This is a genomic window from Plantibacter sp. VKM Ac-2880 (assembly GCF_015351235.1).
GTDB lineage: Bacteria > Actinomycetota > Actinomycetes > Actinomycetales > Microbacteriaceae > Plantibacter.
Map to the genome: position 1 here is coordinate 381,588 of NZ_JADKSJ010000001.1, position 22,483 is coordinate 404,070.

The window sequence follows — 22,483 nt, forward strand, 5'->3', positions numbered from 1 at the left end:
GGACCGGATGTGGGTCCCTGGGACCGGATGTGGGTCTCAGGGACCGGAGCCCGGTCGCGGAGCCTGTCGAGGCGGGTGGAGGTGGTGCGCCCGGCCGGCCAGGTTCCTGGCCCCGGCCGACCGGGCGGTCGTGGTGATCCGGACGGATCAGGCGGCGGACTCGGCGGCCCGCTGCTCGTCGATGAGGCGGCGACGCTCGACGCGGCGGTCCTCCTGACGGTCGGGGTCCGGGATCGGCGCGGCCATGAACAGGCGCTGCGTGTAGGGGTGGGCGGGACGCGCGGTCACCTGGTCGCCGTCGCCGGACTCCACGATCTCGCCGTGGTACATGACCGCCACCCGGTGGCTGATGTGCCGGACGACCGCGAGGTCGTGCGAGATGAAGAGGTAGGCGACGCCCGTCTGCTCCTGGATGTCGATGAACAGGTCGAGCACGCGGGCCTGCGTCGACAGGTCGAGCGCCGACACCGGCTCGTCGCAGACGATGAGCTTCGGGTCGAGCGCCAGAGCACGGGCGATCGCGATGCGCTGCCGCTGCCCGCCGGAGAACTCCCGGGGCAGGCGCGACGCGGCGCCGGTCGGCAGTTGCACCTGGTCGAGCAGCGTGCCGACGCGCTTGCGGGCGTCCGCTCCGGAGACCCCACGGACGGTGAGCGGCTCGGTGAGGATCTGCTCGATCGTGAGCGAGGGGTTCAGCGAGGAGTACGGGTCCTGGAACACCACCTGGATCTCCGAGCTCAACGCCCGGCGCTCCTTGCGCTTCAGGTGACCGATCTCGCGGTCGCGGTAGCGGATGCTGCCGCCCGTCACCGGGGCGAGGCCAAGCACGGCACGGCCGAGGGTGGTCTTGCCGGAACCGGACTCGCCGACGAGGCCGACGGTCTCGCCGGGCTTGATGTCGATCGAGACCCCCTTGAGCGCACTGAAGGACTGGGCGCGGAGCCCCTTGCCCGGGTATTCGACTTCGAGGTCCTTCACCTCGAGCAGTGACGTCGTCATCGGGTCTCTCCTGTCAGGTTCGTCGCGAGCGCCGGCCGGGCGGGACCCTCGTCGAGGATCGCGCCGAGCAGCGACTGGGTGTACGGGTGCTGGGCGTCGTTGAAGATCGAGCGCACGGGCCCGGTCTCGACGATGAGGCCGTTCTGCATGACCGAGACCCGGTCGCAGAGGTCGGCGACGACCCCGAAGTTGTGCGTCACGAGGAGCATCGCCATGTGCCGCTCGGCCTGCAGGTCGCGCAGCAGGTCGAGGACTTCGGCCTGCACCGTCACATCGAGCGCCGTGGTGGGCTCGTCCGCGATGATGATGTCCGGGTCGGTGGACACGGCGCCGGCGATGAGCACACGCTGGGCCATGCCGCCGGACACCTCGTGCGGGTACGCCGCGAAGGTGCGCTTCGGGTTGGGGATTCCGACCCGCTCGAGGAGGGCGAGGGCCTTGTCGGTCGCGTCCTTCTTGCTGAGGCCGAGGGCGACCCGGAGTGGTTCGACCAGCTGGCTGCCGATCGTGAACGCGGGGTCGAGGTTCGACATCGGCTCCTGCGGGATGTAGCCGATGCGCTTGCCGCGGATGGCCGTGTACTCGCGCTCGCCGAGGGTGTCGAGGCGCGTGCCCTCGTAGCTGATGGTGCCGTCGGTGACCCGGCCACCGCGGGGCAGGAGTCCGAGGACACCCCACGCGGTCTGGGTCTTGCCCGAGCCGGATTCGCCGATGAGACCGTGGACCTCGCCGCGACGGATGTCGAGGTCGACGCCGTGGACGACCTCGGTGACCTGGCCACCCTCCTGGTCGTACCCGACTCGGAGGTCGCGGACGCTGAGGACGAGTTCCTCGGCACGGACGGCGGCGCGGGCGTCGTCGTCGTGACGGATGGGCGGCACTCCGACGATCTCGTCCTCCGAGATGCCCGAGGTGCTGATCGACTGGGTGACGATCGTGTTCGAGCCCGTCTTCGAGGTCGTCACGATCTTGCGACGACGGCGACGCACACTGACGGTGCGCTCCAGCTCGTCGCGCATCGCGTTGGCGAGCAGGGTGAGCGCGATGCAGGTGAGCGCGATCGCGAGCGACGGCCACACCATGAGGATCGGGGCCTTGTAGATGTTCGTGAAGCCGTCGTTCAGCATCGAACCCCAGGTGGGGACCGACAGGTCGCCGAGTCCGAGGAACTCGAGGCCGGACTGGATGGCGATCGCGATGCCGGCGATGATCGCCGACTGGATGATGATCGGTGCGCGGACGACCGACAGGATGTGCTTGCCGATGATGCGCGGGTCGCTGAGGCCGGAGACCCGGGCGGCGTCGACGTACAGCTCCGACCGCACCGCCGTGACCGCCGCGTACACGAGCCGGAAGTACGAGGGCGACAGCAGGATGCCGAAGATCGCCATCGAGATCCACACCGACGGACCGAGGACGGCGCGGGCGGCGAGCAGGACGACGATGCCGGGCAGCGCCATGATGAGGCCGGTGAACCAGGACGACACGGAGTCGAACCAGCCCTGGTAGTACCCGGCGATCAGGCCTGCGACGACACCGATGACGATCGCGACGACGAGGGCGAGGAGCGCCGCGGCGACGCTGATCTGGGTCGCCGCGAGCAGCCGGGAGAGCACGTCGCGTCCGGCGCTGTCCGCTCCGAGGAGGTGGTCGGCGCTCGGCGGTGCGAGCACGAGCTGCAGGGAGGCGAGGTTCGGGTCCTGCGGGGCGATGAGCGGTCCGAAGATCGCGATCACGCCGACGATGGCGAGGAACACGAGCGACGCGGCGCCGATCGGACGCTTGAGGAGCCGGCGCAGGAGGTTGACACGGACCTGCGGGGTCGGGACGGTCAGCGGGGTTTCGATGGCGGTCATGACAGTCGCACCTTCGGGTTGAGCGCAGCCTGCGCGAGGTCGATGAGCAGGTTGACGACGACGACGATGATCGCCGTCGCGATGACGACGCCCATCACGATGGGGATGTCGCCGGAGGTCGTCGCCTGCACGGCGAGCTGACCGATGCCGGGAAGGGCGAAGATCTGCTCGATGATGACGGCGCCGCCGAGGAGGCCGATGAACTGCACGGCGAGGACGGCGAGGGCCGGGCCGCCGGCGTTCCGGAGCACGTGCTTGTAGATCACGCGATTGGTGCCGAGACCACGACTGCGGAGGGTGCGCACGTAGTCCTTCGACATCGCGTCGACGACCGAGCCGCGCACCTGCTGCGACACCGTCGCGATGGCGCCGATGGCGAGCGCGATGATCGGCAGCGTCACGGAGGTGACCCAGCCGCCGAAGGAGGTGGTGATCGGGATGTACCCGGTCGCCTTGAACAGGCGCAGGTTGATCGCGAAGGTGATGACGAGCACGAGGGCGATGAGGAAGCTGGGGATCGCGAACCCGATGACGGAGATGAACTGGACGACGTTGTCGATCCATCCACCGCGTCGGGCGGCGAGGACACCGAGGATGACCGAGACGATCGCGGCGATGATCGTCGCGCCGAGCACGATCGAGAGCGTGACCGCGAGGCGACCGGAGACGCCGGAGGAGACGAGCTGGCCGGTGAACCAGGACCGGCCGAGGTCGCCCTGGAAGGCCGAGGTGAGCCAGTCGACGTACTGCACGGGGAGCGGGCGGTCGAGGCCGAGCTCCGCGGACTTCTTGGCGACGGTCTCGGCGGTGGCGCTCTGGCCGAGGATGCGGCGGGCGATGTCGCCGCCGCCGAGGTAGAGGAGGGAGTACGCGATCACGGAGATCACGAAGATGAGGACGACACCGGAAACCAGGCGTCTGAGGATGAATCCGAGCATGGGTCACTCCAGGAAGTGGGTGAGCGAGGGGTGTTGGGGCCGGGATGGAACCGACGTGCGACTGGCCGTTCCGGTCCCTGAGCCTGTCGAAGGGCGGCACCCTCGACCGGCCCGGTCCCGGTCCCTGAGCCTGTCGAAGGGCGGCACCCCTCGACAGGCTCAGGACCAGCGGACTACTTCGGCTGGATGTCGTAGATCGACGGGTAGGCGTTCGTCGGGATCATCTTGACCGTCGTGTTCGCGTCGGTGGCGAAGCTGCCCTGCACCCGGTAGAACGGTGCGAACCAGGCCTGCTCGACGATGTACTCGTTGAGTTCCTTCGCGACCGTGCCCTGCGTCGCCTCATCGCCGTACTGGATCTGCTTGATGTACTCGTCGACCTTGGGGTCCGAGTACTTGAACGGGTTGAACACCGCGTTCGGGGCGATCATGAACTGGATGAGCTGCCAGTCGGGGTTCTGCTCGAGCGCCATGAACGACACGGGGAACTTCGGGGCCAGGAGGTCGGCGATGAAGTTGTTGCCCGGGTCCACGTACTCGGCGGTGATGCCGACGTCGGCGAGCTGCTGCGAGATGAGCGTGTAGGTGGTGGCACCAAGCACGGCGGAGGACGGCATCGAGAGGGTGAGGCCGTCGGCGTATCCGGCCTCGGCGAGGAGTTCCTTCGCCTTCTCGGGGTCGTACCCGTAGCGGTCGTCGAGGGCCTTGTCGAAGGCCGGGGAGTTCTCCGGGAAGACCTGGCCGGTGACGGTGCCGTTGTCGCCCTGCAGCGCCTTGAGCAGTGCCGGGCGGTCGAACGCGTAGTTGATGGCCTGGCGGACGCGGACGTCGGCGATGGCAGGGTTCATGGTGCCGGCGCGGTCGAGGAGGAGCATGCCCTGGAAGTCGAGCTCGTTGGCGTTGACGGTCCAGCCGGCACCCTCCACCTCGGCGAGGTTGTCGTTGTTGGCGAGCTTGATGCCGTTGACCTCGCCGGACTTGACGGCGTTGAGGCCGGCGGTCGCGTCCTGGAGGACGTTGATGGTCAGCTTGTCGTAGTGCTGCCAGTCCTTGTTCCAGTAGTCGGGGTTCGCGGTGTACGTGTAGCTCGTGCCGGTGACGGTGGCCGCGGTGTCGAGGACGTAGGGACCGGAGCCGACCGGGTTGGTCGCGAGGTCCGGGCTGTCGAACGACTCGGCGCTGGCGACGAGGCCCGGGTCCCGGGTGAGGTAGTTGAGCATGGCCGGGTCGGGTGCACTCAGGGTGATGACGACGGTGGTGTCGTCGGGCGCCTCGACGGAGGCGACGCCCGCGAAGTAGCCGGCGTCGGGGGAGGTGCCGGTCTTGAAGCGTTCGAGGTTCTGCTGGACGACGTCGGCGGTGAGCTTCGAGTCGTCGGTGAAGGTGACGTCGTCGCGGATCTTGAGCGTCAGGACGGTGTTGTCCTCGTTGTACTCGTAGGAGGTAGCGAGCGAGGGGACGATCTTGCCGTCGGCGGTGGCGACGAGCAGCGTGTCGAAGACGGCCTGGTAGAAGGGCGAGCGGTTGCCCCACTCGGAGCCGGCGGGGTCGAAGGTGGTGGGGGGAGTGATCGCACCAATGATCAGGGTGCCACCGGAGCCGCCGTCCGAGCCGGAGGGGCTACCGGAGCATCCGGTGAGCACGAGTGCAGCGGCGGTGACCGCGACGGCTGCGGTCGTCTTCCATCGGAACATCTTTGTCCTATCGCTGTGAGCAATCCCTCATCGGATCGCTGGTGATTGAGGACGCTAGCACGAAACCCGAGTGGTCACTAGCTTTTTGTTTTCGCCCATGTCACAGTTGGATCACGACCAGGCCGCGGGTGTTCGACGACGAACGCGCTATCGTGAAGCCGTCCGAAGGGGGAGGTCGTCCGATGACATCGGCCAAGACCGGGAACAAGCCGCAGGGGAAGCCACGCGGTGCATATGCCAAAACGGGGATGAAGCGCGTCGCGATCCTCGACGCCGCGCTCGCCGTGTTCGCGAACGGGGGATACCGCGCGGGTTCACTGCGCGAAGTGGCGGCCCAGGTGGGCATGAGCGAGGCTGGGCTCTTGCACCACTTCCCGAACAAGAGCGCCCTGCTCGCGGCCGTGCTCTCGCACCGCGACGACCTCTCGGCGACCCTCGTGCCGATGGACGGCGACGACCCGATCGAGACCCTTCGGGGGCTCGTCGCGTTGGCTCGCTACAACGCTTCCGTGCCCGGCGTGGTCGCGCTCTACTGCACCCTCTCGGCCGAGGCGACCTCGCCCGACCACCCGGCCCACGAGTACTTCGTCGACCGGTACGAGAGCACCCGTGGCCGGCTCGAGCGCACCTTCGGCATGCTCGTCTCCGCCGAGCGGGTCCCGCGGGGCTTCTCGGTGACGAGCGCGGCCTTCATGACGCTCGCCCTCATGGACGGCCTCCAGGTGCAGTGGTTGCTCGCGCCGGAGTCGGTGGACATGGCGGACGAACTCCACGCGTTCCTCTCGGGGCTCCTCGGCTCCGAGCTGTAGGCACCGCGCTACGGCTTGGGCGAGCGGGCGTCGCTCAGCGCCGTCCCAGCCGAGGCGTAGGAGATTCCGCGGTGGGCGCGGGTGAAGGGTACCGACACGACGGCGACCGTCACGATGACGAAGCTGAGGATTCCGACGACCCCGACGATCGTCTGCGCGAGGCCACTGGTGGCGTCGGGTATCTGCGCGGCGGTCGTGGTCGCGATGTACGGCAGGGCGACGACGGACCCGCGGTACAGGCGTCGGGCGACCGACCCCCGACCGTCGGGCCACTCGGGCGTCAACCAGACGAGCCGCTGACCGATCGAGGCGCCGCTTCCGATGAGCGCCGGGAGGGCGATCACGAGGACGACCGTTCCCGCACCGATGCTGAGCACCTCGGCGAGCGTCGGGTCGTTCGCGGTCCCGGTCGCGCCGGTGAGGAGCACACGGGGGACGACGAACACGAGCGACAGCACGGTGATCGACAGGTTCACGGCGACCGCGTCGAGCACCATGCCGAACCACCGGCGCCAGACGGTCACCGGGCGCGCGCGGCCGCGGGTCGCCCGCAGCGCCCGGGCGCTCGGCATCCAGCCCAGCACGATCGGTGCGATGAGGGCACCGATCGCCGCGCCCATGGTGTTCGTGATGACGTCGTCGACGTCGGCCACCCGGTAGGCGCACTCGTACAGGCCCCAGATGCCGGTGTACTGCGTCGACTCGATGAGCAGGGAGACGAGTGCACCGAGCAGGATCGAGACGCCGAGGCCACGGTTCCAGTACCGTCGGGCGATGGCGCCGAAGGGGATGAACAGGACGACGTTCAGGACGACCTGGAGGAATGCGTGGCTGGTGAGCGTGCTGATGACCGAGAAGCCGGCGGTCTCACGTGCGATGTCGCCGATCGAGTGCCCGGGGACGAGCTCGAGTGCCCCGTGGGCGGTGGCACAGTTCGCACGCTCGTCGGGGAGTGGGAGCAGGGTGTAGGCGACGAGTGCGACGGCGTAGATGCTGACGGCCGCCGCCCCGAGGACCCGCGGGAGGGACATCTGGCCGTACCGGCGCACCTGTACGAGCAGGATCGGCCCGAGCACGGCGAGGAAGATCGCCGTGCCGCCGACGAGTCCGATCCAGGCTTGCCAGGTCCATCCGCTCATTCCGACAACAGTAGGGCGAGCGGACGGCTCACGGCATCAGTCGTCGGATGGAACCAGGAGGGTCGGCGGTCACTCAGAGGTCGTACGCGTTCCCGTGGTCGGTCGGGTGCCGTTCCTCCGATGCGATGGAGGGCGGCGAAGACCGGAGCGCGATCTGCTCGCGGAGGTACGACAAGGGGATCGCGTTGTCGGGTTCGTTCATCGTCGAGTGGGTGGTCTCGCACATGAGTGGCGCACCCGCGTCGAGGAGGAACGTCGCTTCGACCGTCTGACCGTCACCGCTGTAGGCGGTCACGGAGACCGAGTCGGCGTCACCCGCGCGGGCGAGCAGCGCCGCATACTCCAGCAGCGCGTCGGCCGTGGCGTCGTCGATGAGGAGGGCTTTGTCCGAATAGGTGAGATGCTTCATGGTTTCGACGCTATGCGGGACAGGAAATCGGTGTGAACGCTTGCAATTCCGGCAGGGTCGGGGAACGCGGGCGCTGACGGGGGTACCGGATCAGACCGGAACGACGGCCGGAAATGCAAGCGATCGCGCGGTGTTTCTCCTACGTCGGGCCGCGGCGTACCGTCGTCGCCAGCACACCGCTGGGAGGCCCGCATGGGAAAGATCATCTACGACGCCGACGTGACGATCACGTTCGACGACCGAGTCATGGCGCACCTGCAGCACGTCATCGGCGCCAAACTCCGCCGCTCAGAGAGTTTCTTCTTCAGCTGGAAGGACGACCCGCGCGCCGGCGACGGTCGGAGCGCGATCTGGTTGCACCCGGCGATGTCGTTGCGGTTCAAGTACGCCGGGAGCGTCCCGGTCGAGTTCAACCGTGCGTGGCTGGACCTCCTCGCCGTGAGCGCGGATTCGTCACAGGGGCTCGGGGTCCTCCCCGAGCCGGCGGAGCGCCCAGCATGAGCCGGCTCGAGATCCTGTACGACGGCGAGCTGTACACCGTCCCTGCGGACGAGAGCGCCTACCGCGCGAAGGTGCTCGAGCTCGTCTCCGACGGCGGATTCCACTGGCTCGAGGTGAACCGGGGTGAGGGCCGGCTGGAGCCCATCAGCCTCTTGATCGGGCCGGGGATCCCCATCGCGATCGGTGCCCTCGAACCCCACCCGCGCGCCGACGACGGCGAGTACACCGCGCATGTCGAGGAGCCGTGACGCGGTACTCAGCCCAGCGGGGGTGAGGAGGGGTCGCCGCGTCCGGTGTCCGACACCGTGCCGCGCGGGCCGGGTTCCCGACTGAGGAACAGTCCGGCCGGCGAGGAGGCGGCGTCGAGCAGCTGCGTGATCCAGTCTTGATTGATCTCGTCGGCGACGTTGGCGTCGTCGATCACGAAGTGCAGCGGCAGGGCTGGATGGATCCAGATGGTCTCCCGGCCTTCGCCGACCGTGTGGACGCGCCACGTGAAGAAGAACGGTTCGCCGCGCCGCAGCTTGATGCCGGTGGCGATCTGGAGATGCCGCAGTGCGCGGTCCGGGATCACGATGCTGAACTCGGAGCCGTAGATGAGCCTGCCCATGATCGTCAGAGCGGCGCGGGGGATGACGCGTTGATCGTCAGCTCCCCGGCGTTGGCCTTCTGCATGAGCGCTTCGAGGAGCTTGCGGTCCATCTCGCTGCGCTCGTCGCTCTCGAACCGGAACTGCAGGGGGATCGCCGGGTGCAGCCACAGGGTGGTGCGACCTGAATCGCAGCCGTCGAAGCGGATCATCAGGGCGAAGGACTCGTTCCTCCGCAGTTTCAACAGCGCGATCGCCTTCACGTGCGCCAGCTCCGGATCCGCGATCTGCACCTGAGCGCTCGATATGCCGTAGACGAGTGTCCCCATGGTGTGTTCATCCCCTCGACCCCAGTTGAGGTGTCGACGGGTACGCCGAACACACACGCACGATCCGACGGGGTCCGGGTCGAAGGCACGTGCTTCCAGGGTAGAAAACGTGGACGATCTGCGCGGAACTCTGGCTACGCGACCGTAGCGCGACTACACTTCGGGGTCAGCGCTGCGACCTTCGGTGTGGCTCGCGAGCCGTCCCCATCCAGGCGATGATGGAGTGTGCCGACGCTCATCGTGACCGCCCATCCCGACCCCGACTCCCTCGTGCAGCACCTCGCCGATCGGCTGGTTGGCGCGCTCCACGCCGGCACCTCCGAGCTCGCGGACCTGGCCGCGGAGGGCTTCGACCCGCGGTACACGCTCGGCGACCGGCACACGTACCGGGTGGCTGGCGAGTACACGCCCGACGTCGCCCGCGAACAAGAGCGGCTCGACCGCGCGAGCGACCTCGTGCTCGTGTTCCCCGTGTACTGGTGGTCGATGCCCGCCCTCCTCAAGGGCTGGTTCGACCGCGTGTTCGTCAACGGTTGGGCGTTCGGCCTCGACGCCGACGGCAGGATCGTGCGGCAGCTCGACCGGCTGCGGATCCATCTCGTGCCGGTCGCCGGCGACGATGCGGGCGTCTATGACCGCCACGGCTACGAGCACGCGATGCGGACGCAGATCGAGCACGGCATCGTCGACTTCTGCGGTGCCCGCCGCGGCGTGACGGCCTTCGTGCACGACTCCGAGCGGGAGGACGCCGAGGGGCGTGAGGCCGCGGTGGAGGATGCGGTGAATGCGGTGGTCGCGGCGATCCGCGCCTGACCGTCCTTCGACAAGCTCAGGGACCGGGGTTACGCCGAGGAGGCGGTCCGGTTCCTGAGCCTGTCGAAGGGCTACGCCGTGAGCGTGCGGTTCAGGCGCTCGGTCGCGGTGTCCATGTGGTGCTGCATCGCAGCCGTCGCTGCGGCGGGGTCGCCCGACATGATCGCCTCGTAGACGGCCTCGTGCTCCTCGAAGGCGAGCCTCGCATCGACGTCCTCGTGGATGCCGCGCTCCACCCAGATGCGCAGCAGGGACCGGATGCTCTGCAGGAGGTCGGACAGCACGCGGTTCCCGGTGGCGGCGGCGAGTTCGAGGTGGAACTTGAGGTCGGCCTCGATGAACTTCGTGCGGTTCGCGCCGGCCTCGCGCATGGCGGTGAGGTGGTTGCGCAGCCGGTTGCGGGCCATGTCGTCCATGCGGGTCGCGGCGAGCCCGGCGGCGAACACCTCGAGCTGCCCGCGCACCTCGATGAGTTCGCGGGTGCGCGGCTCACCGAGCATGAGGCCCCAGCTGAGGGTCTCGGGGAGGAGCTCGGACACGCTGCCGCGCAGGTAGGTGCCGCTGCCGGGGCGGACGTCGACCACGCCGAGGATCTCGAGGGCCGCCAGGGCCTCCCGGACGGCTGACCGCCCGATGCCGAGCGACGCGGCGAGTTGGCGCTCCGGAGGAAGCCGGGTGCCTGGCGCGATGTCGCCGCTCGTGAAGTGGTCGAGCAGGCGTTTCGCGACGGCCGAGACCGCGGATCCGACGGCGACGGGACCGAGGCTGGACGAGATGTCGTCGGTCGGTCGATCCGGGAACGCGGGCATGCCTTCACTGTATCGCGGCCCTTCGACAAGCTCAGGGACCGTGAGGGTGCCGGGACCACCTCGGTCCCTGAGCCTGTCGAAGGGGGCTCCGGGAATCCCGCGTCTATCGACCAGCTGTTGAATTGGTCAACCGGTTGATGTATCGTTCATTCCGGTCCGGACCGGACCACGCCCTGCCCGCGGCATCGATGCCGCCCAGACGAGGAGTCATAGTGGACACCACCGCCCCCGCGGCCAATCCGGCTGTCGAGCGATCAGCCATCCGGAAGGTCTCGATCCGCCTCGTGCCGTTCGTGGCGCTGATGTTCTTCATCAACTACCTGGACCGCACCGCGATCGGGTTCGCCGCCCCCAACGGCATGAACGAGGACCTCGCGCTCTCCGCCGCCCAGTTCGGCTTCGCGTCCGGCGTCTTCTTCATCGGCTACATCCTCTTGGAGGTGCCGAGCAACCTCGCGCTCAACAAGTTCGGTGCCCGCCGCTGGCTCGCCCGCATCATGGTCACCTGGGGCATCGTCGCGGTCCTGTTCACCTGGGTCGCCAACTTCGAGCAGCTCGCCATCCTGCGCTTCGTGCTCGGTGTCGCCGAGGCCGGCTTCTTCCCGGGCGCCATCCTCTTCCTGAGCCTCTGGGTCCCGGCCAAGCACCGCAGCAAGATCCTCGCGCTCTTCTACCTGGCGCAGCCGCTCACCACCGTCATCGGCGCCCCGCTCGCCGGGTGGCTCATCGGCCAGCACGGCGTCTTCTTCGGTCTCGAGGGCTGGCGCTTCATGTTCCTCGGCGTGGGTCTGCCGGCCATCATCATCGGTCTCGTCGCCTGGTTCTACCTGAAGGACCGCCCGGCCGACGCCAAGTGGCTGACCACTGAGGAGCAGGTGTGGCTCACGGCCGCCCTCGCCCACGAGAAGTCCTCGACCGAGCAGCAGCAGGGCCACGTCAGCATCAAGCACGCCTTCACGAGCGGCCGCGTCTGGATGCTCGCCTTCATCTACTTCGGCTTCATCTACGGTCTCTACGCGCTCGGCTTCTTCCTCCCCACGATCATCGAGGGCTTCCAGGAGAGCTTCGGCACCGAGTTCGACGTCATGCAGAAGGGCCTCATCACGGCGATCCCGTACGTGCCCGCCGCGATCGCCCTGTACTTCTGGTCGCGTGACGCGACGCGTCGTGGCCTGAAGACCTGGCACATCGTGATCCCCGCGATCGTCGGCGCCGTGAGCATCCCGCTCGCCCTCTTCGCGAACTCGCCCGCGCTCACGATCGCGATCATCGCGGTCACCGCCATGGCGATCTTCGCCGCGCTGCCCAACTTCTGGACGCTGCCCACGCAGTTCCTGACGGGTGCTGCAGCCGCCGCCGGTATCGCGCTCATCAACACCGTCGGCAACCTCGCCGGCTTCTCCGCGCCGTACATCACCGGTGCGGTCGCGGACCTCACGAAGGTCGGCGACACCCCGCAGTACGTCGTCCCGATGTTCATCGTCGGCGGCTTCATGATGATCTCCGCGACCCTCATGGTGATCCTGTCGAAGCAGCGCAGCTCGAAGGAGCTGCGGGTCTCGCACGACGACCTGACCGGCAAGACGCGATGACCCGCCTCTTCAACGACCCGGCGGACTTCGCCGACGAGATGATCGACGGCTTCGTCGCGGCGAACCGTCACCAGGTCCGGCGCGTGACCGGCGGGGTCGTGCGGAGCACCCGCACCCCCGAGGGCTCCGTCGCGGTCGTCATCGGCGGCGGGTCCGGCCACTACCCGGCCTTCGGCGGCATCGTCGGCCAGGGTCTCGCGCACGGTGCGGCGATGGGCAACCTGTTCGCCTCGCCGTCCGCGCACCAGGTGGAGTCGGTCGCGAAGGCCGCCGAGCGCGGCGGCGGCGTGCTCCTCAGCTACGGCAACTACGCCGGTGACGTCCTCCACTTCACCCAGGCGCAGGACGCCCTGAACGCGGCGGGCATCCCCACCCGCAGCGTCGCCGTCACCGACGACATCTCGAGCGCGCCGGTCTCCGAGCAGCACAAGCGTCGCGGGATCGCCGGCGACCTCACCGTGTTCAAGTCGGCTGCCGCCGCGGCCGAGGCGGGCTACGACCTCGACGAGGTCGTCCGGGTCGCCACCCACGCGAACGAGCGCACCCGCTCGTTCGGCGTCGCCTTCAGCGGCTGCACGCTGCCGGGCGCGACGGAGCCGCTGTTCTCCGTGCCGGAGGGTCGCATGGCGGTCGGGATGGGCATCCACGGTGAGCCCGGCATCGACGAGACCGACGTGCCGACCGCCGACGGCCTCGCCACGCTGCTCGTCTCCTCGCTGCTCGCGGAACTGCCGGAGGGCGTGATCGAGGCCCACGGCGCGCGCGTCGGCGTCATCCTCAACGGACTCGGTTCCGTGAAGTACGAGGAGCTCTTCGTCGTCTACCGCGCGGTCGCCGCTCAGCTGGAGGCCGCGGGCGTGGAGATCGTCGACCCCGAGGTCGGCGAGCTCGTCACGAGCTTCGACATGGCGGGCGTCTCCCTCACCCTGTTCTGGTTGGACGAGGAGCTCGAAGGCTTCTGGGCAGCCGGTGCCGACACCCCCGCGTACCGCAAGGGCGTCGTCGCAGCCGCCGAGCAGCTCGACCCTTCGGAGCTCGTCGCAGAGGTCGCCGCGGCGATCCCGGCTTCCACCCCGGCCTCCCGCGAAGCCGCGGTGACCGTCGTCGCCGCGCTCGACGCCCTCGTCGGCGTGATCGAGACGAACGTCGAGGAGCTCGGCCGGATCGACGCGGTGGCCGGCGACGGCGACCACGGCATCGGCATGCAGCGGGGAGCCCGCGCGGCCGTCGCCGCGGCCCACGCGGCCGCCGACGCCGGAGCCGGAGCCCGCACCGTCCTCCACCTCGCCGGTGACGCCTGGGCGGACCGCGCCGGCGGCACCTCGGGCGCCCTCTGGGGCCTCGCGCTCCGCTCGGTCGGCACGTCGCTCGGCGACGAGACCGCTCCCTCCCGCAGCGAGGTCGCGGCCGGCGTGCAGGCCGCCGTCGACGGCATCATGTCGTTCGGCAAGGCCGAGGTCGGACAGAAGACGATGGTCGACGCCCTCGTGCCGTTCACGACGACGCTCAGTGCCGCCGTCGCCGACGGGGCCGACCTCCTCGCCGCGTGGACGACCGCCGCCGCAGCCGCCTCCACGGCCGCGGCGGAGACCGCCGACCTGCTGCCGAAGATGGGCCGCGCCCGTCCGCACGCCGAGAAGAGCCTCGGCACCGTCGACGCGGGTGCATACTCGTTCGGCCTCATCGTCCAGGCGATCGTCCCCGTCCTGGGATCCGCCGCATCCACCAGCACCACCACAGAAGGAGTACCCGCATGACCGATCAGTTGCGCATCGTCATCGGCTCGGATGACGCCGGGTTCGACTACAAGGAGATCGTCAAGCGCGACCTCGAACAGCACGACGGCGTCGCCTCGCTCGTCGACGTGGGGGTCGACGCCGACGGCCACACCGCCTACCCGCGCGTGGCCATCGCCGCCGCCGAGCTCGTGGCCTCCGGACAGGCCGACCGCGCGCTGCTCTTCTGCGGCACCGGCCTCGGTGTCGCCATCGCCGCCAACAAGGTCCCCGGTATCCGTGCCGTCACGGCCCATGACAGCTTCTCGGTCGAGCGCGGCGTGCTGAGCAACAACGCCCAGGTGCTCACCATGGGCCAGCGCGTCATCGGCATCGAGCTCGCCCGCCGCCTGGTGCGCGAGTGGCTGACGTACCGCTTCGACGAGTCCAGCGCGAGCGCCGAGAAGGTCGCCGTCATCGGCGAGTACGAGGCGACGGGCTCCTGCTGATGACCGCCTCCCCGTCGACCGCGAGCACGTCGACCGCGCCCCGCGTGGTCGGTGTGAGCCTGAAGATGTACTTCGGCCACGCGCAGACCCTCGACTGGATCGAGCAGGTGGGCGCCCTCGCCCGTCGGCACGAGGCCGTCGTCGACGGTCGGGTGCGGCTGTTCGTCATCCCCGGCTACCTCTCGGTCGCCGCGTCGGTGACGGCGCTGGCGGGGACGGGCGTGCTCGTCGGTGCGCAGGACCTCGCGAGCGCCGACCGCGGCGCTTTCACGGGTGAGGTCGGCGGGCCGGAGCTCGCCGAGGTCGGTGTGAGCGTCGTCGAGGTCGGCCACGCGGAGCGCCGCTCACTCTTCGGCGAGACCGACGAGGTCGTCGCCGAGAAGACCGCCGCCGCGCTCCGCAACGGCATCTCGCCCGTGCTCTGCATCGGTGAGCGGGAGCGGATGACCCCGGAGGACGCCGCGGCGGAGTGCCTGCGTCAGCTCGACTCCGCGCTCGCGGACGCCGTCGCCGGCCCGGTCATCGTGGCGTACGAGCCCGTGTGGGCGATCGGCGCGGCGGAACCGGCGGAGCCCGCGTACGTCCGTGCCGTCGCTGCCCGCCTGAAGGACGCGGTGGCCGAGCTTCCCGACCGCGTCGGCAGCTCGGTGATCTACGGCGGCAGCGCCGGACCCGGCCTGCTCACCGCGCTCGGTGACGACGTCGACGGCGTCTTCCTCGGACGCTTCGCCCACGAAGTCGCGGCGCTCGAAGCCGTGCTCGACGAGGCGGGTCGCGCATGATCGGCTTCGGCACGTACACCTTCTTCTGGGAGGGATCGGAACTCGCCCCCGAGCGCCTGAGCGTCATCGGGATGATCGAGCGCACGGCCGAGGCCGGCGTGGGGGTCTTCCAGATCTGCGACGACGGCCGCATCGAGGCGATGTCCGACGACGAGCTGCGCCGGGTCGCCGAGGCGGCCCGCTCGCTCGGGGTGGTGCTCGAACTCGGCACCAAGGGGATCGCGGTCGCGCACCTCGAACGCTTCCTCCACATCGCGACCCTGCTGGGCGCGACCCTCCTGCGCAGCATGGTCACCTCGGGCGACGACCGCCCGACCCATGCCGAAGCCGTCGAGCGCCTCCGCCAGGTGCTCCCGGCGTTCGAGGCCACCGGCGTGACCATCGCGCTCGAGACCTACGAACAGTTGTCGTCGCAGGAGCTCGTCGACCTCGTCACCGCCGTCGACCACCCGAACCTCGGCATCTGCCTCGACCCGGCCAACACCGTCGCGCGACTCGAACACCCGAGCGACGTCATCGCCCGCACCGCCCCGCACGTGCGCAACATCCACGTCAAGGACTTCGCGTTCACCCGCCGGGGCGGCTGGGTCGGCTTCACCCTCGAGGGTGCGCCGCTCGGCACCGGCCTGCTCGACTACCCCGCCCTCACCGCCGCCGTCCGTCCGGACGAACGCGGCGTCAACCAGATCATCGAACACTGGCTCCCGCTCGGCGACTCCATCACGGAGACCATCGAGCTCGAGCGCACGTGGACCGCACACAACCTGCAGTACCTGAGAGAAGGAAGATCATGACCGACACCACCACCGTCGCGGACCAGCTCACCATCGCCGTCATCGGCGCCGGCGGCAAGATGGGCATGCGCGTCTCCAACAACCTCGTGAAGACCAGCCACACCGTCTTCTACAGCGAGGTCTCGCCCGCCGGCCAGGAGCGCGTGACCGAAGCGGGTCGCGAGCTCACCGAGACCGACGCGGCCGTCACCGACGCCGACGTCGTCATCCTCGCCGTCCCCGACCTGGCCCTCAAAGCCGTGTCCGCAGGCGTCGTCCCGCTCATGAAGTCGGGCGCCGTGCTCCTCACGCTCGACCCGGCCGCCGCCTACGCCGGACTGCTCACGCGTCGTGACGACGTCATCCAGGCAGTCACGCACCCCTGCCACCCCTCCGTGTTCGTCGAGCGCCACACGCCCGAGGAGTACGCGGACACCTTCGGTGGCATCGCGGCCCTCCAGGACGCCATCGCGGCGATCGAGTCCGACGACGCCGCCAAGCAGGCGCAGGTCGAGGCCGTCGTCCGGGCGATCTTCGCTCCCGTCGGCGAGGTCCACTGGGTCACCGTCAAGCAGCTCGCGCAGCTCGAGCCGACGCTCGTCGAGACCATCGCCTGCATGATCGGCGCGCTGCTCAAGGAGTCGCTCGACGAGGCCGTGAACACGATGGGTGTGCCGGAGCCGGCCGCTCGTGCGATCCTCCTCGGCCACACGCAGGTCGCGCTCGCGAACTCGCTGAAGGGCGACAACCCGTTCTCCGACGCGTGCCTCATCGCGATGGACTACGGCCGCAGCGCGATCATCAAGGACGACTGGAAGAAGGTCTTCCAGGACGACGAGCTCGACAAGAACCTCGCCGCCATGCTCCACCTCGACAAGATCGAGCGCTAGGCCACTTCCCCAACTCAGGAGCGCTGTGGCGTGTCGGGCCGCTGACCCCCTCTGGTGGTCCGACACGCCCACCCGCTCCTGAGTTAGGGAATCTGCACCTGCGTCACATGCGGTCAACCGGTTGTGCCGGATAGGCTGCAGACGACCCGACGCAGCACCCGCGACAGCAACCCGCAGCACCCACGGCTCCACCCCCGCGACACCGCACGAGAGACAGGCGACGATGACTGGACGACTTGCAGGAAAGACCGCGCTCGTGACGGGCGCCGGATCGGGGATCGGCCGCTCGGTCGCCGAGCGCTTCGCCCGCGAGGACGCCGTCGTGATCTTCTCCGACCGCGACATCCAGGCCGCACGGGAGGCCGCCGCGCCCTTCCCCTCGGCCATGGCCGTGCGTCTCGACATCGCCGACGAGGCGAGTGTCGAAGCCGCCTTCGCCGTGATGGACGCGACCGGCAAGACACCGGACGTCGTCGTCGCCAACGCCGGCGTGCAGCTCTTCGGTCAGGACGCGAAGATCGCCGAGCTCGACCTCGAGGTGTGGCGGCGCACCGTCGACATCAACCTCACGGGCACCTTCCTCACCACCAAGCACGCCGTCCGGGCGATGCTCGGCACGGGCGGATCGATCATCCTCACCGGCAGTCCGACGGGCCTCAACGGCGAGGGGGCGGACTTCACCGCCTACAGCTCCACGAAGGCCGGCATCCACGGCCTCGGACGCACCGTCGCCGCGGCCTACGCCGACCAGGGCATCCGCGTGAACACCGTCGTCCCGGGCTACACGGAGACCCCGCTCGTCACGGCGATCTCGGACGACCCCGAGTCGCGCGCCGCCATCGTCGGGCGCATCCCGCTCGGCCGGCCCGGTCGGGCCGAAGACGTCGAGGGCATCATGGTCTACCTCGCGAGCGACGAGTCGAGTTTCGCCACCGGAGCGACGTTCCGGGTCGACGGCGGCATGACGAGCCTCTGAGCCGACGATGACCTCGCGCTTCGGAACCACTTTCCGCGTCGCACCGGACCTGCTCCTCGAGCAGGAACGCGCCGCCCGTGCCGTGACGCGCGGGCCCTGGTCGCTGTCGCTCCGCGGCTCGGACCTCGACGACATCGCCTTCGACGGCGAGACGGTGCTGCGGAGCATCCGCTTCGTCGTCCGCGACCAGGACTGGAAGACGTTGCCCGTCGTCGTGGACGCCGTCGACCAGACGACCAGCGGCCTGCAGCTCCGCGGCAGGGTCGGCGACGACGGCGAGACGGTCGCCTGGTCGCTGTCCGTCGACCTCGGTGCCTCGACCCTCCGGGTGGCGGTCCAGGCCGAGGTGACGGCGGCCTTCCGTCGTGCGCGCATCGGACTCATCGTGCTGCAGGCCCCGGCGCTCGCGGGCACCGAGCTCGTCGTCGGTCACCCCGAGGGGTCCACGACGACGACCCGCCTGCCGGAGCACATCGCGCCGCACCAGCCGGCGATCCGCATCGAGTCCCTCACCTGGACCGGCGACCGCATCACGACCACCGCACGGTTCGCCGGCGACGTCTTCGAGATGGAGGACCAGCGGAACTGGACCGACGCCTCGTTCAAGACCTATTCGACGCCGCTCTCGCTGCCGTTCCCGGTCGCGCTGGCGGTCGGCGACGTCGTGGAGCAGTCCGTCGAGCTCTCCTGTTCGCGCGTCGGCGGTGTCGAGCCTGCCGCAGCTCCGCTCGCGACACCACTCGCTGTGACCGTCGCGCCCGAGACGGACCTCGAACGCCCGGTCCCCGAGCCGGTCGAAGCGCGGATCGGTGCGCCGCTCGACAGCCTCGTCCCCACGATCTCGACCTCGGTGTCGAGCGACCCCGACGGCGGACGGCAGGGAGCGGTACCGCCCGACGCGATCACCGAGCTCCTCGTCGAGATCGACCCGGCGGCCGTGGACTGGCCGGCCATCCTCCATCGCGCGGTCCGGCAGGCCGGCACCCGAGCCCTCGACCTGCGACTCGTGCTCGGCACCGGCGACGAGGCCGAGCCGGTGCTGCGGCGGCTCCGCGACGCGGGCGTCCACGTCGTGCGTGTCGGGGCGTTCCACCGCCGGACCCACCTCTCGGAGAGCGCCCTCCTGACCGCGCTCGATGAGCTGCTGCAGCGCCTGTGGGCGGACGTCGATGCGCCGTCCCCGGAGCTCGTCGGCGGCACGCGGGCGCACTTCACCGAGCTCAACCGCAACCACGCGCGCCTCGATCGTTGGACCGGCCCGGTGGCCTTCAGCGTCACGCCGTTCATGCATGACCGCGCGGGCCACCAGCTGGTCGAGTCGCTCGCCGTGCAGGCCGTCGTCGTGGCCGACGCCGTCCGGATCGCCGACGGCCGGTCGCTGCACGTCGGCCCGGTCACGCTCGGCGCCCGCTACAACGCGGTCGCCACCACGAGGGCGGGCGCGGGAGCCACGGCCGACCCGGACCTCCGCGCGGGGTTCGGCGCGGAGCTGGTGCCGGGTGCCACGGACGACCGGCAGTCGGCGGAGGCCCTCGGTGCGTGGGTGGTCGCGAGTGTCGCCGCGCTGGCCGCCCCCGGCGTCGAGTCGCTGTCCTACTTCGAGGCCACTGGGCCGCGCGGACTCGTCGTCGCCGACGGCACGGTCGCAGCCGCCGGTCGGGCGCTCGGGTGGATCGCGGAGCTCAGCGGAAGCCGACGCGTCGGGGTCGAGATCGGGGGTCACCGCCTCGGTGACAGCTCGCCCGTCTCACCCGAGGGGGTGACCGCGTTCGCCGCCGTGGATCCTGCCGGACGGACCGTCGTGATCCTCGGCAACCTGGCCGAGGCGCCGGTGCGGATCAGTCTCGTCGGCGCGTCGGAACCCCGCGCCGTCGACCTCGCGTCCGGCGCGGTCGTCCGGGTCGAGATCGCCGGGTCGGGTTCGTAACTCCTGCTCGAGACGCTCGGTCGTCTCGCAAGGGCCGGTTCAGACCCTGCACGGTCGATGCAGCAGGAGTTGCGAACCGAAGTTGTGCGCAGGACCCGGGCTCAGGCGAGCGGGCGCCGGAGGATGGCGAGGTCCAGCCAGCGACCGAACTTCGTCCCGACCTCCGGCAGCAGGCCGACCTGCTCGAAGCCGAGCTTCGTGTGCAGGGCGATCGACGCCGTGTTGCCGGCCTCGATGAGGGCGAGCATGACGTGGTGGCCGTCGGCGGTCGCACGGTCGATCAGTTCGACGAGCAACGCCTTGCCGAGCCCGCGCCCCTGGGCGTCGGGGTGCACATAGACCGAGTTCTCGACGGTGTGGCGGTAGCCCTCCTTCGTCGCGTACGGCCCGTAGCTCGCGTAGGCGAGGACGCTGCCCTCTGCAAGCCCGTCGTCGGGGCCGTCGGCGACGGCGACGAGCGCGACCCGACCGGGCTCCTGATGGCGGGCGAGCCAGGCCTCACGCTCGGCGAGGTCGGGGGTGACCTCGGTCCAGATGGCGACACCGTTCGCGACGGCGTCGGTGTGGATGGCGAGGACGCCAGGCAGGTCGGCGGGTTCGGCGGGACGGATGCGCATACATCGATCGTAGAGCGCCCTTCGACAGGCTCAGGGACCGGCGGGGTGCGCCCTTCGACAGGCTCAGGGACCGGCGGGGTGCGCCCTTCGACAGGCTCAGGGACCGGCGAGGTGCGCCCTTCGACAGGCTCAGGGACCGGCGAGGTGCGCCCGTAGACCGGCTCAGGGACCGGGGCGTGGCAACTGGCGCAGAGTAGATTCGATGCATGTCCTCCTCCAATCCGCTCCCGATGGAGCAGCTCACCGCCGTGCTCAACGCCGAGGTCGCCCGCTACGCGGCCCGAGGCTGGTCTGTGTCGTCGGTCCAGGGGCAGCAGGCGGTCCTGCAACGGCAGAAGCGCATCGGCTGGTTCTGGAACCTCGTCCTCACGCTCATCACCGGTGGGCTCTGGCTCATCGTCGTGATCATCCGCGTCGTGAACCGGAAGATCGAGTCCCTGATCGTCACGGTCGACGCCTACGGCCGCATCTCCACGCGCCGCTGACGGCCGGAGCATGACCGACAACGCGGAGCCCGACACGAGCAGGGCGGCGACGACCGCGGGCATCGCCGCCGAACGCGCGCGGGTGCAGCGGCGGACACTCACCGTCGTCGTCATCAGCCAGGTGCTCGGCGGAGCCGGCCTCGCCGCCGGCGTGACGGTCGGTGCGCTGCTCGTGCAGGACGTCCTCGGGAGCACGAGCCTCGCGGGCGTCGCGGCCGCACTCCTCACCCTGGGGTCCGCGCTCACCGCGTTCCTCGTCGGCCGCGTCACGCAACGCCTCGGCCGGCGGATCGGGCTCGGGATCGGCTTCGTCGCGGGTGGGGTCGGCGCGATCGGCGTCGTCCTGGCTGCGACGACGGCCCAGGTCCCGCTGCTGTTCCTGTCATTGTTCGTCTACGGTGCCGGGACCGCCACCAACCTGCAGGCCCGGTACGCCGGCACCGACCTCGCGACCCCGGCACGCCGCGGAACCGCGATCAGTGTCGCGATGGTGTCGACCACGCTCGGCGCCGTGGCCGGGCCGAACCTTGTCGAGCCGTTGGGAGTGTTCGCGACCGGCCTCGGGCTGCCGGCGCTCGCGGGCCCGTTCCTCCTCGCGGCCGTCGCTTACCTCGCCGCCGGCACGGCGTTCCTCGTGTTGCTGCGTCCGGACCCGTTCCTCCTCGCCCGTCGGCTCGACGCCGAGCTCGCGAAGCTGGAGTCGGTCTCGGTAGGTGCGGCGAGCAGCCAGGGGCCGTCGAGCGCGGGTCCGCGCCCGCGCCCCGGGGTGGGTGCCTACGTCGGAGCGGCGGTGATGGTGGTCACGCAGATCGCGATGGTCGCGGTCATGACCATGACGCCCGTGCACATGCGGGCGCACCACCACGGCTTGGGGGAGGTCGGGCTCGTGATCGGCATCCACATCGCGGCGATGTACCTGCCGTCGCTCGTCACCGGCATCCTCGTCGACCGCATCGGCCGCACCCCGATGGCGATCGCCGCGGGGGTGACGCTCCTCCTCGCGGGCGTGACGGGAGCCCTCGCACCGGCGGATTCGCTGGGCCTGCTGATCCTCGCGCTCGCGCTCCTCGGCCTCGGCTGGAACTTCGGCCTCATCGCGGGCACGGCGCTCGTCGTCGACCACACCGTGCCCGCCAACCGCGCACGCACGCAGGGCACGCTCGACGTCCTGATCGCCCTCGCGGGTGCCGGCGCGGGTGTCATGTCGGGTGTCGTGATGGCGGGCGTCGGCTACGAGGCGCTATCGATCGCGGGCGGGGTCCTCGCGCTCCTGCTCATCCCCGTGCTGCTCTGGGCCCGCCGGGTCGCGCCTCGCGGGTGAGCCCGCTCGCC

24 protein-coding genes are annotated in these 22,483 nt (G+C 70.0%); 14 read left to right on the forward strand and 10 right to left on the reverse strand.

Features of this window, described 5'->3' with window-relative positions; translation table 11 throughout:
* Positions 1 to 147: 147 nt before the first annotated feature.
* The 4 genes from ITJ57_RS01780 to ITJ57_RS01795 form a co-directional block, all read right to left on the reverse strand.
* A complete protein-coding gene (locus tag ITJ57_RS01780; RefSeq protein ID WP_194668573.1) occupies positions 148 to 999 on the reverse strand; it encodes an ATP-binding cassette domain-containing protein in 852 nt (283 codons plus the stop codon).
* Complete coding sequence (locus ITJ57_RS01785) at positions 996 to 2,855, reverse strand: dipeptide/oligopeptide/nickel ABC transporter permease/ATP-binding protein (protein WP_194668574.1); 1,860 nt, start codon at positions 2,853 to 2,855, stop codon at positions 996 to 998. Before ITJ57_RS01785 ends, ITJ57_RS01780 begins: the two co-directional genes overlap by 4 nt.
* Complete coding sequence (locus ITJ57_RS01790) at positions 2,852 to 3,793, reverse strand: ABC transporter permease (protein ID WP_194668575.1); 942 nt, start codon at positions 3,791 to 3,793, stop codon at positions 2,852 to 2,854. The genes ITJ57_RS01785 and ITJ57_RS01790 overlap by 4 nt, the downstream gene beginning before the upstream one ends.
* Before the next feature lie 173 nt (positions 3,794 to 3,966).
* Positions 3,967 to 5,487: an ABC transporter substrate-binding protein gene (locus tag ITJ57_RS01795; RefSeq protein WP_194668576.1), complete on the reverse strand. Its 1,521-nt coding sequence runs from the start codon at positions 5,485 to 5,487 to the stop codon at positions 3,967 to 3,969.
* A 248-nt stretch (positions 5,488 to 5,735) separates the two neighbouring features.
* On the opposite strand from ITJ57_RS01795, the gene ITJ57_RS01800 reads away from it, so the two are divergent.
* Positions 5,736 to 6,296, forward strand: a complete 561-nt coding sequence (locus tag ITJ57_RS01800) for a TetR/AcrR family transcriptional regulator (RefSeq protein WP_228506425.1) — start codon at positions 5,736 to 5,738, stop codon at positions 6,294 to 6,296.
* A gap of 8 nt (positions 6,297 to 6,304) precedes the next feature.
* Here the strand turns inward: ITJ57_RS01800 and ITJ57_RS01805 are convergent, their stop codons facing one another.
* On the reverse strand, positions 6,305 to 7,435 hold the full coding sequence (locus ITJ57_RS01805) for a VanZ family protein (protein WP_194668578.1): 1,131 nt from the start codon (positions 7,433 to 7,435) through the stop codon (positions 6,305 to 6,307).
* Positions 7,436 to 7,508: 73 nt separating this feature from the next.
* Positions 7,509 to 7,844 carry a hypothetical protein gene (locus ITJ57_RS01810; RefSeq protein WP_194668579.1) on the reverse strand — a complete coding sequence of 112 codons (336 nt, stop codon included), beginning with the start codon at positions 7,842 to 7,844 and terminating at the stop codon, positions 7,509 to 7,511.
* Positions 7,845 to 8,036: 192 nt separating this feature from the next.
* Between ITJ57_RS01810 and ITJ57_RS01815 the strand changes: the two genes are divergently transcribed.
* Positions 8,037 to 8,345: an ATP-dependent DNA ligase gene (locus ITJ57_RS01815; RefSeq protein ID WP_194668580.1), complete on the forward strand. Its 309-nt coding sequence runs from the start codon at positions 8,037 to 8,039 to the stop codon at positions 8,343 to 8,345.
* Positions 8,342 to 8,593, forward strand: a complete 252-nt coding sequence (locus ITJ57_RS01820) for a hypothetical protein (protein WP_194668581.1) — start codon at positions 8,342 to 8,344, stop codon at positions 8,591 to 8,593. The genes ITJ57_RS01815 and ITJ57_RS01820 overlap by 4 nt, the downstream gene beginning before the upstream one ends.
* 8 nt (positions 8,594 to 8,601) lie before the next feature.
* Here the strand turns inward: ITJ57_RS01820 and ITJ57_RS01825 are convergent, their stop codons facing one another.
* Together ITJ57_RS01825 and ITJ57_RS01830 are read right to left on the reverse strand one after the other, a co-directional pair.
* Positions 8,602 to 8,955, reverse strand: a complete 354-nt coding sequence (locus ITJ57_RS01825; protein ID WP_194668582.1) for a hypothetical protein — start codon at positions 8,953 to 8,955, stop codon at positions 8,602 to 8,604.
* A gap of 5 nt (positions 8,956 to 8,960) precedes the next feature.
* Positions 8,961 to 9,263: a hypothetical protein gene (locus tag ITJ57_RS01830; protein WP_194668583.1), complete on the reverse strand. Its 303-nt coding sequence runs from the start codon at positions 9,261 to 9,263 to the stop codon at positions 8,961 to 8,963.
* 225 nt (positions 9,264 to 9,488) lie between these two features.
* On the opposite strand from ITJ57_RS01830, the gene ITJ57_RS01835 reads away from it, so the two are divergent.
* Entirely contained in the window at positions 9,489 to 10,076 is a 588-nt protein-coding gene (locus ITJ57_RS01835) for an NAD(P)H-dependent oxidoreductase (RefSeq protein ID WP_194668584.1), read from the forward strand.
* Positions 10,077 to 10,147: 71 nt separating this feature from the next.
* Here the strand turns inward: ITJ57_RS01835 and ITJ57_RS01840 are convergent, their stop codons facing one another.
* The gene (locus tag ITJ57_RS01840) at positions 10,148 to 10,885 is read right to left on the reverse strand and encodes a FadR/GntR family transcriptional regulator (protein WP_194668585.1); all 738 of its coding nucleotides are present in this window, start codon (positions 10,883 to 10,885) and stop codon (positions 10,148 to 10,150) included.
* Positions 10,886 to 11,097: 212 nt separating this feature from the next.
* On the opposite strand from ITJ57_RS01840, the gene ITJ57_RS01845 reads away from it, so the two are divergent.
* From ITJ57_RS01845 to ITJ57_RS01880, 8 genes are all read left to right on the forward strand, one after another.
* Entirely contained in the window at positions 11,098 to 12,477 is a 1,380-nt protein-coding gene (locus tag ITJ57_RS01845; RefSeq protein ID WP_370582134.1) for an MFS transporter, read from the forward strand.
* Positions 12,474 to 14,234, forward strand: coding sequence for a dihydroxyacetone kinase family protein (locus ITJ57_RS01850; protein WP_194668586.1), 1,761 nt, complete (start codon positions 12,474 to 12,476; stop codon positions 14,232 to 14,234). The genes ITJ57_RS01845 and ITJ57_RS01850 overlap by 4 nt, the downstream gene beginning before the upstream one ends.
* The gene (locus tag ITJ57_RS01855; protein WP_056009848.1) at positions 14,231 to 14,701 is read left to right on the forward strand and encodes a ribose-5-phosphate isomerase; all 471 of its coding nucleotides are present in this window, start codon (positions 14,231 to 14,233) and stop codon (positions 14,699 to 14,701) included. The genes ITJ57_RS01850 and ITJ57_RS01855 overlap by 4 nt, the downstream gene beginning before the upstream one ends.
* Entirely contained in the window at positions 14,701 to 15,483 is a 783-nt protein-coding gene (locus tag ITJ57_RS01860) for a triose-phosphate isomerase family protein (RefSeq protein ID WP_194668587.1), read from the forward strand. Before ITJ57_RS01855 ends, ITJ57_RS01860 begins: the two co-directional genes overlap by 1 nt.
* Positions 15,480 to 16,277, forward strand: a complete 798-nt coding sequence (locus ITJ57_RS01865) for a sugar phosphate isomerase/epimerase (RefSeq protein ID WP_194668588.1) — start codon at positions 15,480 to 15,482, stop codon at positions 16,275 to 16,277. The genes ITJ57_RS01860 and ITJ57_RS01865 overlap by 4 nt, the downstream gene beginning before the upstream one ends.
* Complete coding sequence (locus tag ITJ57_RS01870; protein ID WP_082455984.1) at positions 16,274 to 17,146, forward strand: phosphogluconate dehydrogenase C-terminal domain-containing protein; 873 nt, start codon at positions 16,274 to 16,276, stop codon at positions 17,144 to 17,146. Before ITJ57_RS01865 ends, ITJ57_RS01870 begins: the two co-directional genes overlap by 4 nt.
* Positions 17,147 to 17,369: 223 nt before the next feature.
* Entirely contained in the window at positions 17,370 to 18,122 is a 753-nt protein-coding gene (locus tag ITJ57_RS01875) for an SDR family NAD(P)-dependent oxidoreductase (RefSeq protein WP_194668589.1), read from the forward strand.
* 7 nt (positions 18,123 to 18,129) lie between these two features.
* Positions 18,130 to 20,049 (forward strand): hypothetical protein, encoded by a 1,920-nt coding sequence (locus tag ITJ57_RS01880; RefSeq protein ID WP_194668590.1) that lies wholly within the window; start codon positions 18,130 to 18,132, stop codon positions 20,047 to 20,049.
* A 101-nt stretch (positions 20,050 to 20,150) separates the two neighbouring features.
* On the opposite strand, the gene ITJ57_RS01885 is transcribed toward ITJ57_RS01880, so the two are convergent.
* The gene (locus ITJ57_RS01885) at positions 20,151 to 20,666 is read right to left on the reverse strand and encodes a GNAT family N-acetyltransferase (protein WP_194668591.1); all 516 of its coding nucleotides are present in this window, start codon (positions 20,664 to 20,666) and stop codon (positions 20,151 to 20,153) included.
* A 206-nt stretch (positions 20,667 to 20,872) separates the two neighbouring features.
* On the opposite strand from ITJ57_RS01885, the gene ITJ57_RS01890 reads away from it, so the two are divergent.
* Both ITJ57_RS01890 and ITJ57_RS01895 read left to right on the forward strand, forming a co-directional pair.
* Positions 20,873 to 21,151: a hypothetical protein gene (locus ITJ57_RS01890; RefSeq protein ID WP_194668592.1), complete on the forward strand. Its 279-nt coding sequence runs from the start codon at positions 20,873 to 20,875 to the stop codon at positions 21,149 to 21,151.
* 10 nt (positions 21,152 to 21,161) lie between these two features.
* The gene (locus tag ITJ57_RS01895) at positions 21,162 to 22,472 is read left to right on the forward strand and encodes an MFS transporter (RefSeq protein ID WP_194668593.1); all 1,311 of its coding nucleotides are present in this window, start codon (positions 21,162 to 21,164) and stop codon (positions 22,470 to 22,472) included.
* Positions 22,473 to 22,483: the final 11 nt, after the last annotated feature.

Bases quoted from the DNA above. Each gene is read 5' to 3' on its own strand.
- ITJ57_RS01815 (WP_194668580.1), top strand. From the start codon at position 8,037: ATGGGAAAGATCATCTACGACGCCGACGTGACGATCACGTTCGACGAC.
- ITJ57_RS01870 (WP_082455984.1), top strand. From the start codon at position 16,274: ATGACCGACACCACCACCGTCGCGGACCAGCTCACCATCGCCGTCATC.
- ITJ57_RS01795 (WP_194668576.1), bottom strand. From the start codon at position 5,487: ATGTTCCGATGGAAGACGACCGCAGCCGTCGCGGTCACCGCCGCTGCA.
- ITJ57_RS01875 (WP_194668589.1), top strand. From the start codon at position 17,370: ATGACTGGACGACTTGCAGGAAAGACCGCGCTCGTGACGGGCGCCGGA.
- ITJ57_RS01810 (WP_194668579.1), bottom strand. From the start codon at position 7,844: ATGAAGCATCTCACCTATTCGGACAAAGCCCTCCTCATCGACGACGCC.
- ITJ57_RS01850 (WP_194668586.1), top strand. From the start codon at position 12,474: ATGACCCGCCTCTTCAACGACCCGGCGGACTTCGCCGACGAGATGATC.
- ITJ57_RS01890 (WP_194668592.1), top strand. From the start codon at position 20,873: ATGTCCTCCTCCAATCCGCTCCCGATGGAGCAGCTCACCGCCGTGCTC.
- ITJ57_RS01825 (WP_194668582.1), bottom strand. From the start codon at position 8,955: ATGGGCAGGCTCATCTACGGCTCCGAGTTCAGCATCGTGATCCCGGAC.
- ITJ57_RS01820 (WP_194668581.1), top strand. From the start codon at position 8,342: ATGAGCCGGCTCGAGATCCTGTACGACGGCGAGCTGTACACCGTCCCT.
- ITJ57_RS01855 (WP_056009848.1), top strand. From the start codon at position 14,231: ATGACCGATCAGTTGCGCATCGTCATCGGCTCGGATGACGCCGGGTTC.
- ITJ57_RS01805 (WP_194668578.1), bottom strand. From the start codon at position 7,435: ATGAGCGGATGGACCTGGCAAGCCTGGATCGGACTCGTCGGCGGCACG.
- ITJ57_RS01840 (WP_194668585.1), bottom strand. From the start codon at position 10,885: ATGCCCGCGTTCCCGGATCGACCGACCGACGACATCTCGTCCAGCCTC.
- ITJ57_RS01865 (WP_194668588.1), top strand. From the start codon at position 15,480: ATGATCGGCTTCGGCACGTACACCTTCTTCTGGGAGGGATCGGAACTC.
- ITJ57_RS01885 (WP_194668591.1), bottom strand. From the start codon at position 20,666: ATGCGCATCCGTCCCGCCGAACCCGCCGACCTGCCTGGCGTCCTCGCC.
- ITJ57_RS01880 (WP_194668590.1), top strand. From the start codon at position 18,130: ATGACCTCGCGCTTCGGAACCACTTTCCGCGTCGCACCGGACCTGCTC.
- ITJ57_RS01830 (WP_194668583.1), bottom strand. From the start codon at position 9,263: ATGGGGACACTCGTCTACGGCATATCGAGCGCTCAGGTGCAGATCGCG.
- ITJ57_RS01785 (WP_194668574.1), bottom strand. From the start codon at position 2,855: ATGACCGCCATCGAAACCCCGCTGACCGTCCCGACCCCGCAGGTCCGT.
- ITJ57_RS01860 (WP_194668587.1), top strand. From the start codon at position 14,701: ATGACCGCCTCCCCGTCGACCGCGAGCACGTCGACCGCGCCCCGCGTG.
- ITJ57_RS01895 (WP_194668593.1), top strand. From the start codon at position 21,162: ATGACCGACAACGCGGAGCCCGACACGAGCAGGGCGGCGACGACCGCG.
- ITJ57_RS01800 (WP_228506425.1), top strand. From the start codon at position 5,736: ATGAAGCGCGTCGCGATCCTCGACGCCGCGCTCGCCGTGTTCGCGAAC.
- ITJ57_RS01780 (WP_194668573.1), bottom strand. From the start codon at position 999: ATGACGACGTCACTGCTCGAGGTGAAGGACCTCGAAGTCGAATACCCG.
- ITJ57_RS01790 (WP_194668575.1), bottom strand. From the start codon at position 3,793: ATGCTCGGATTCATCCTCAGACGCCTGGTTTCCGGTGTCGTCCTCATC.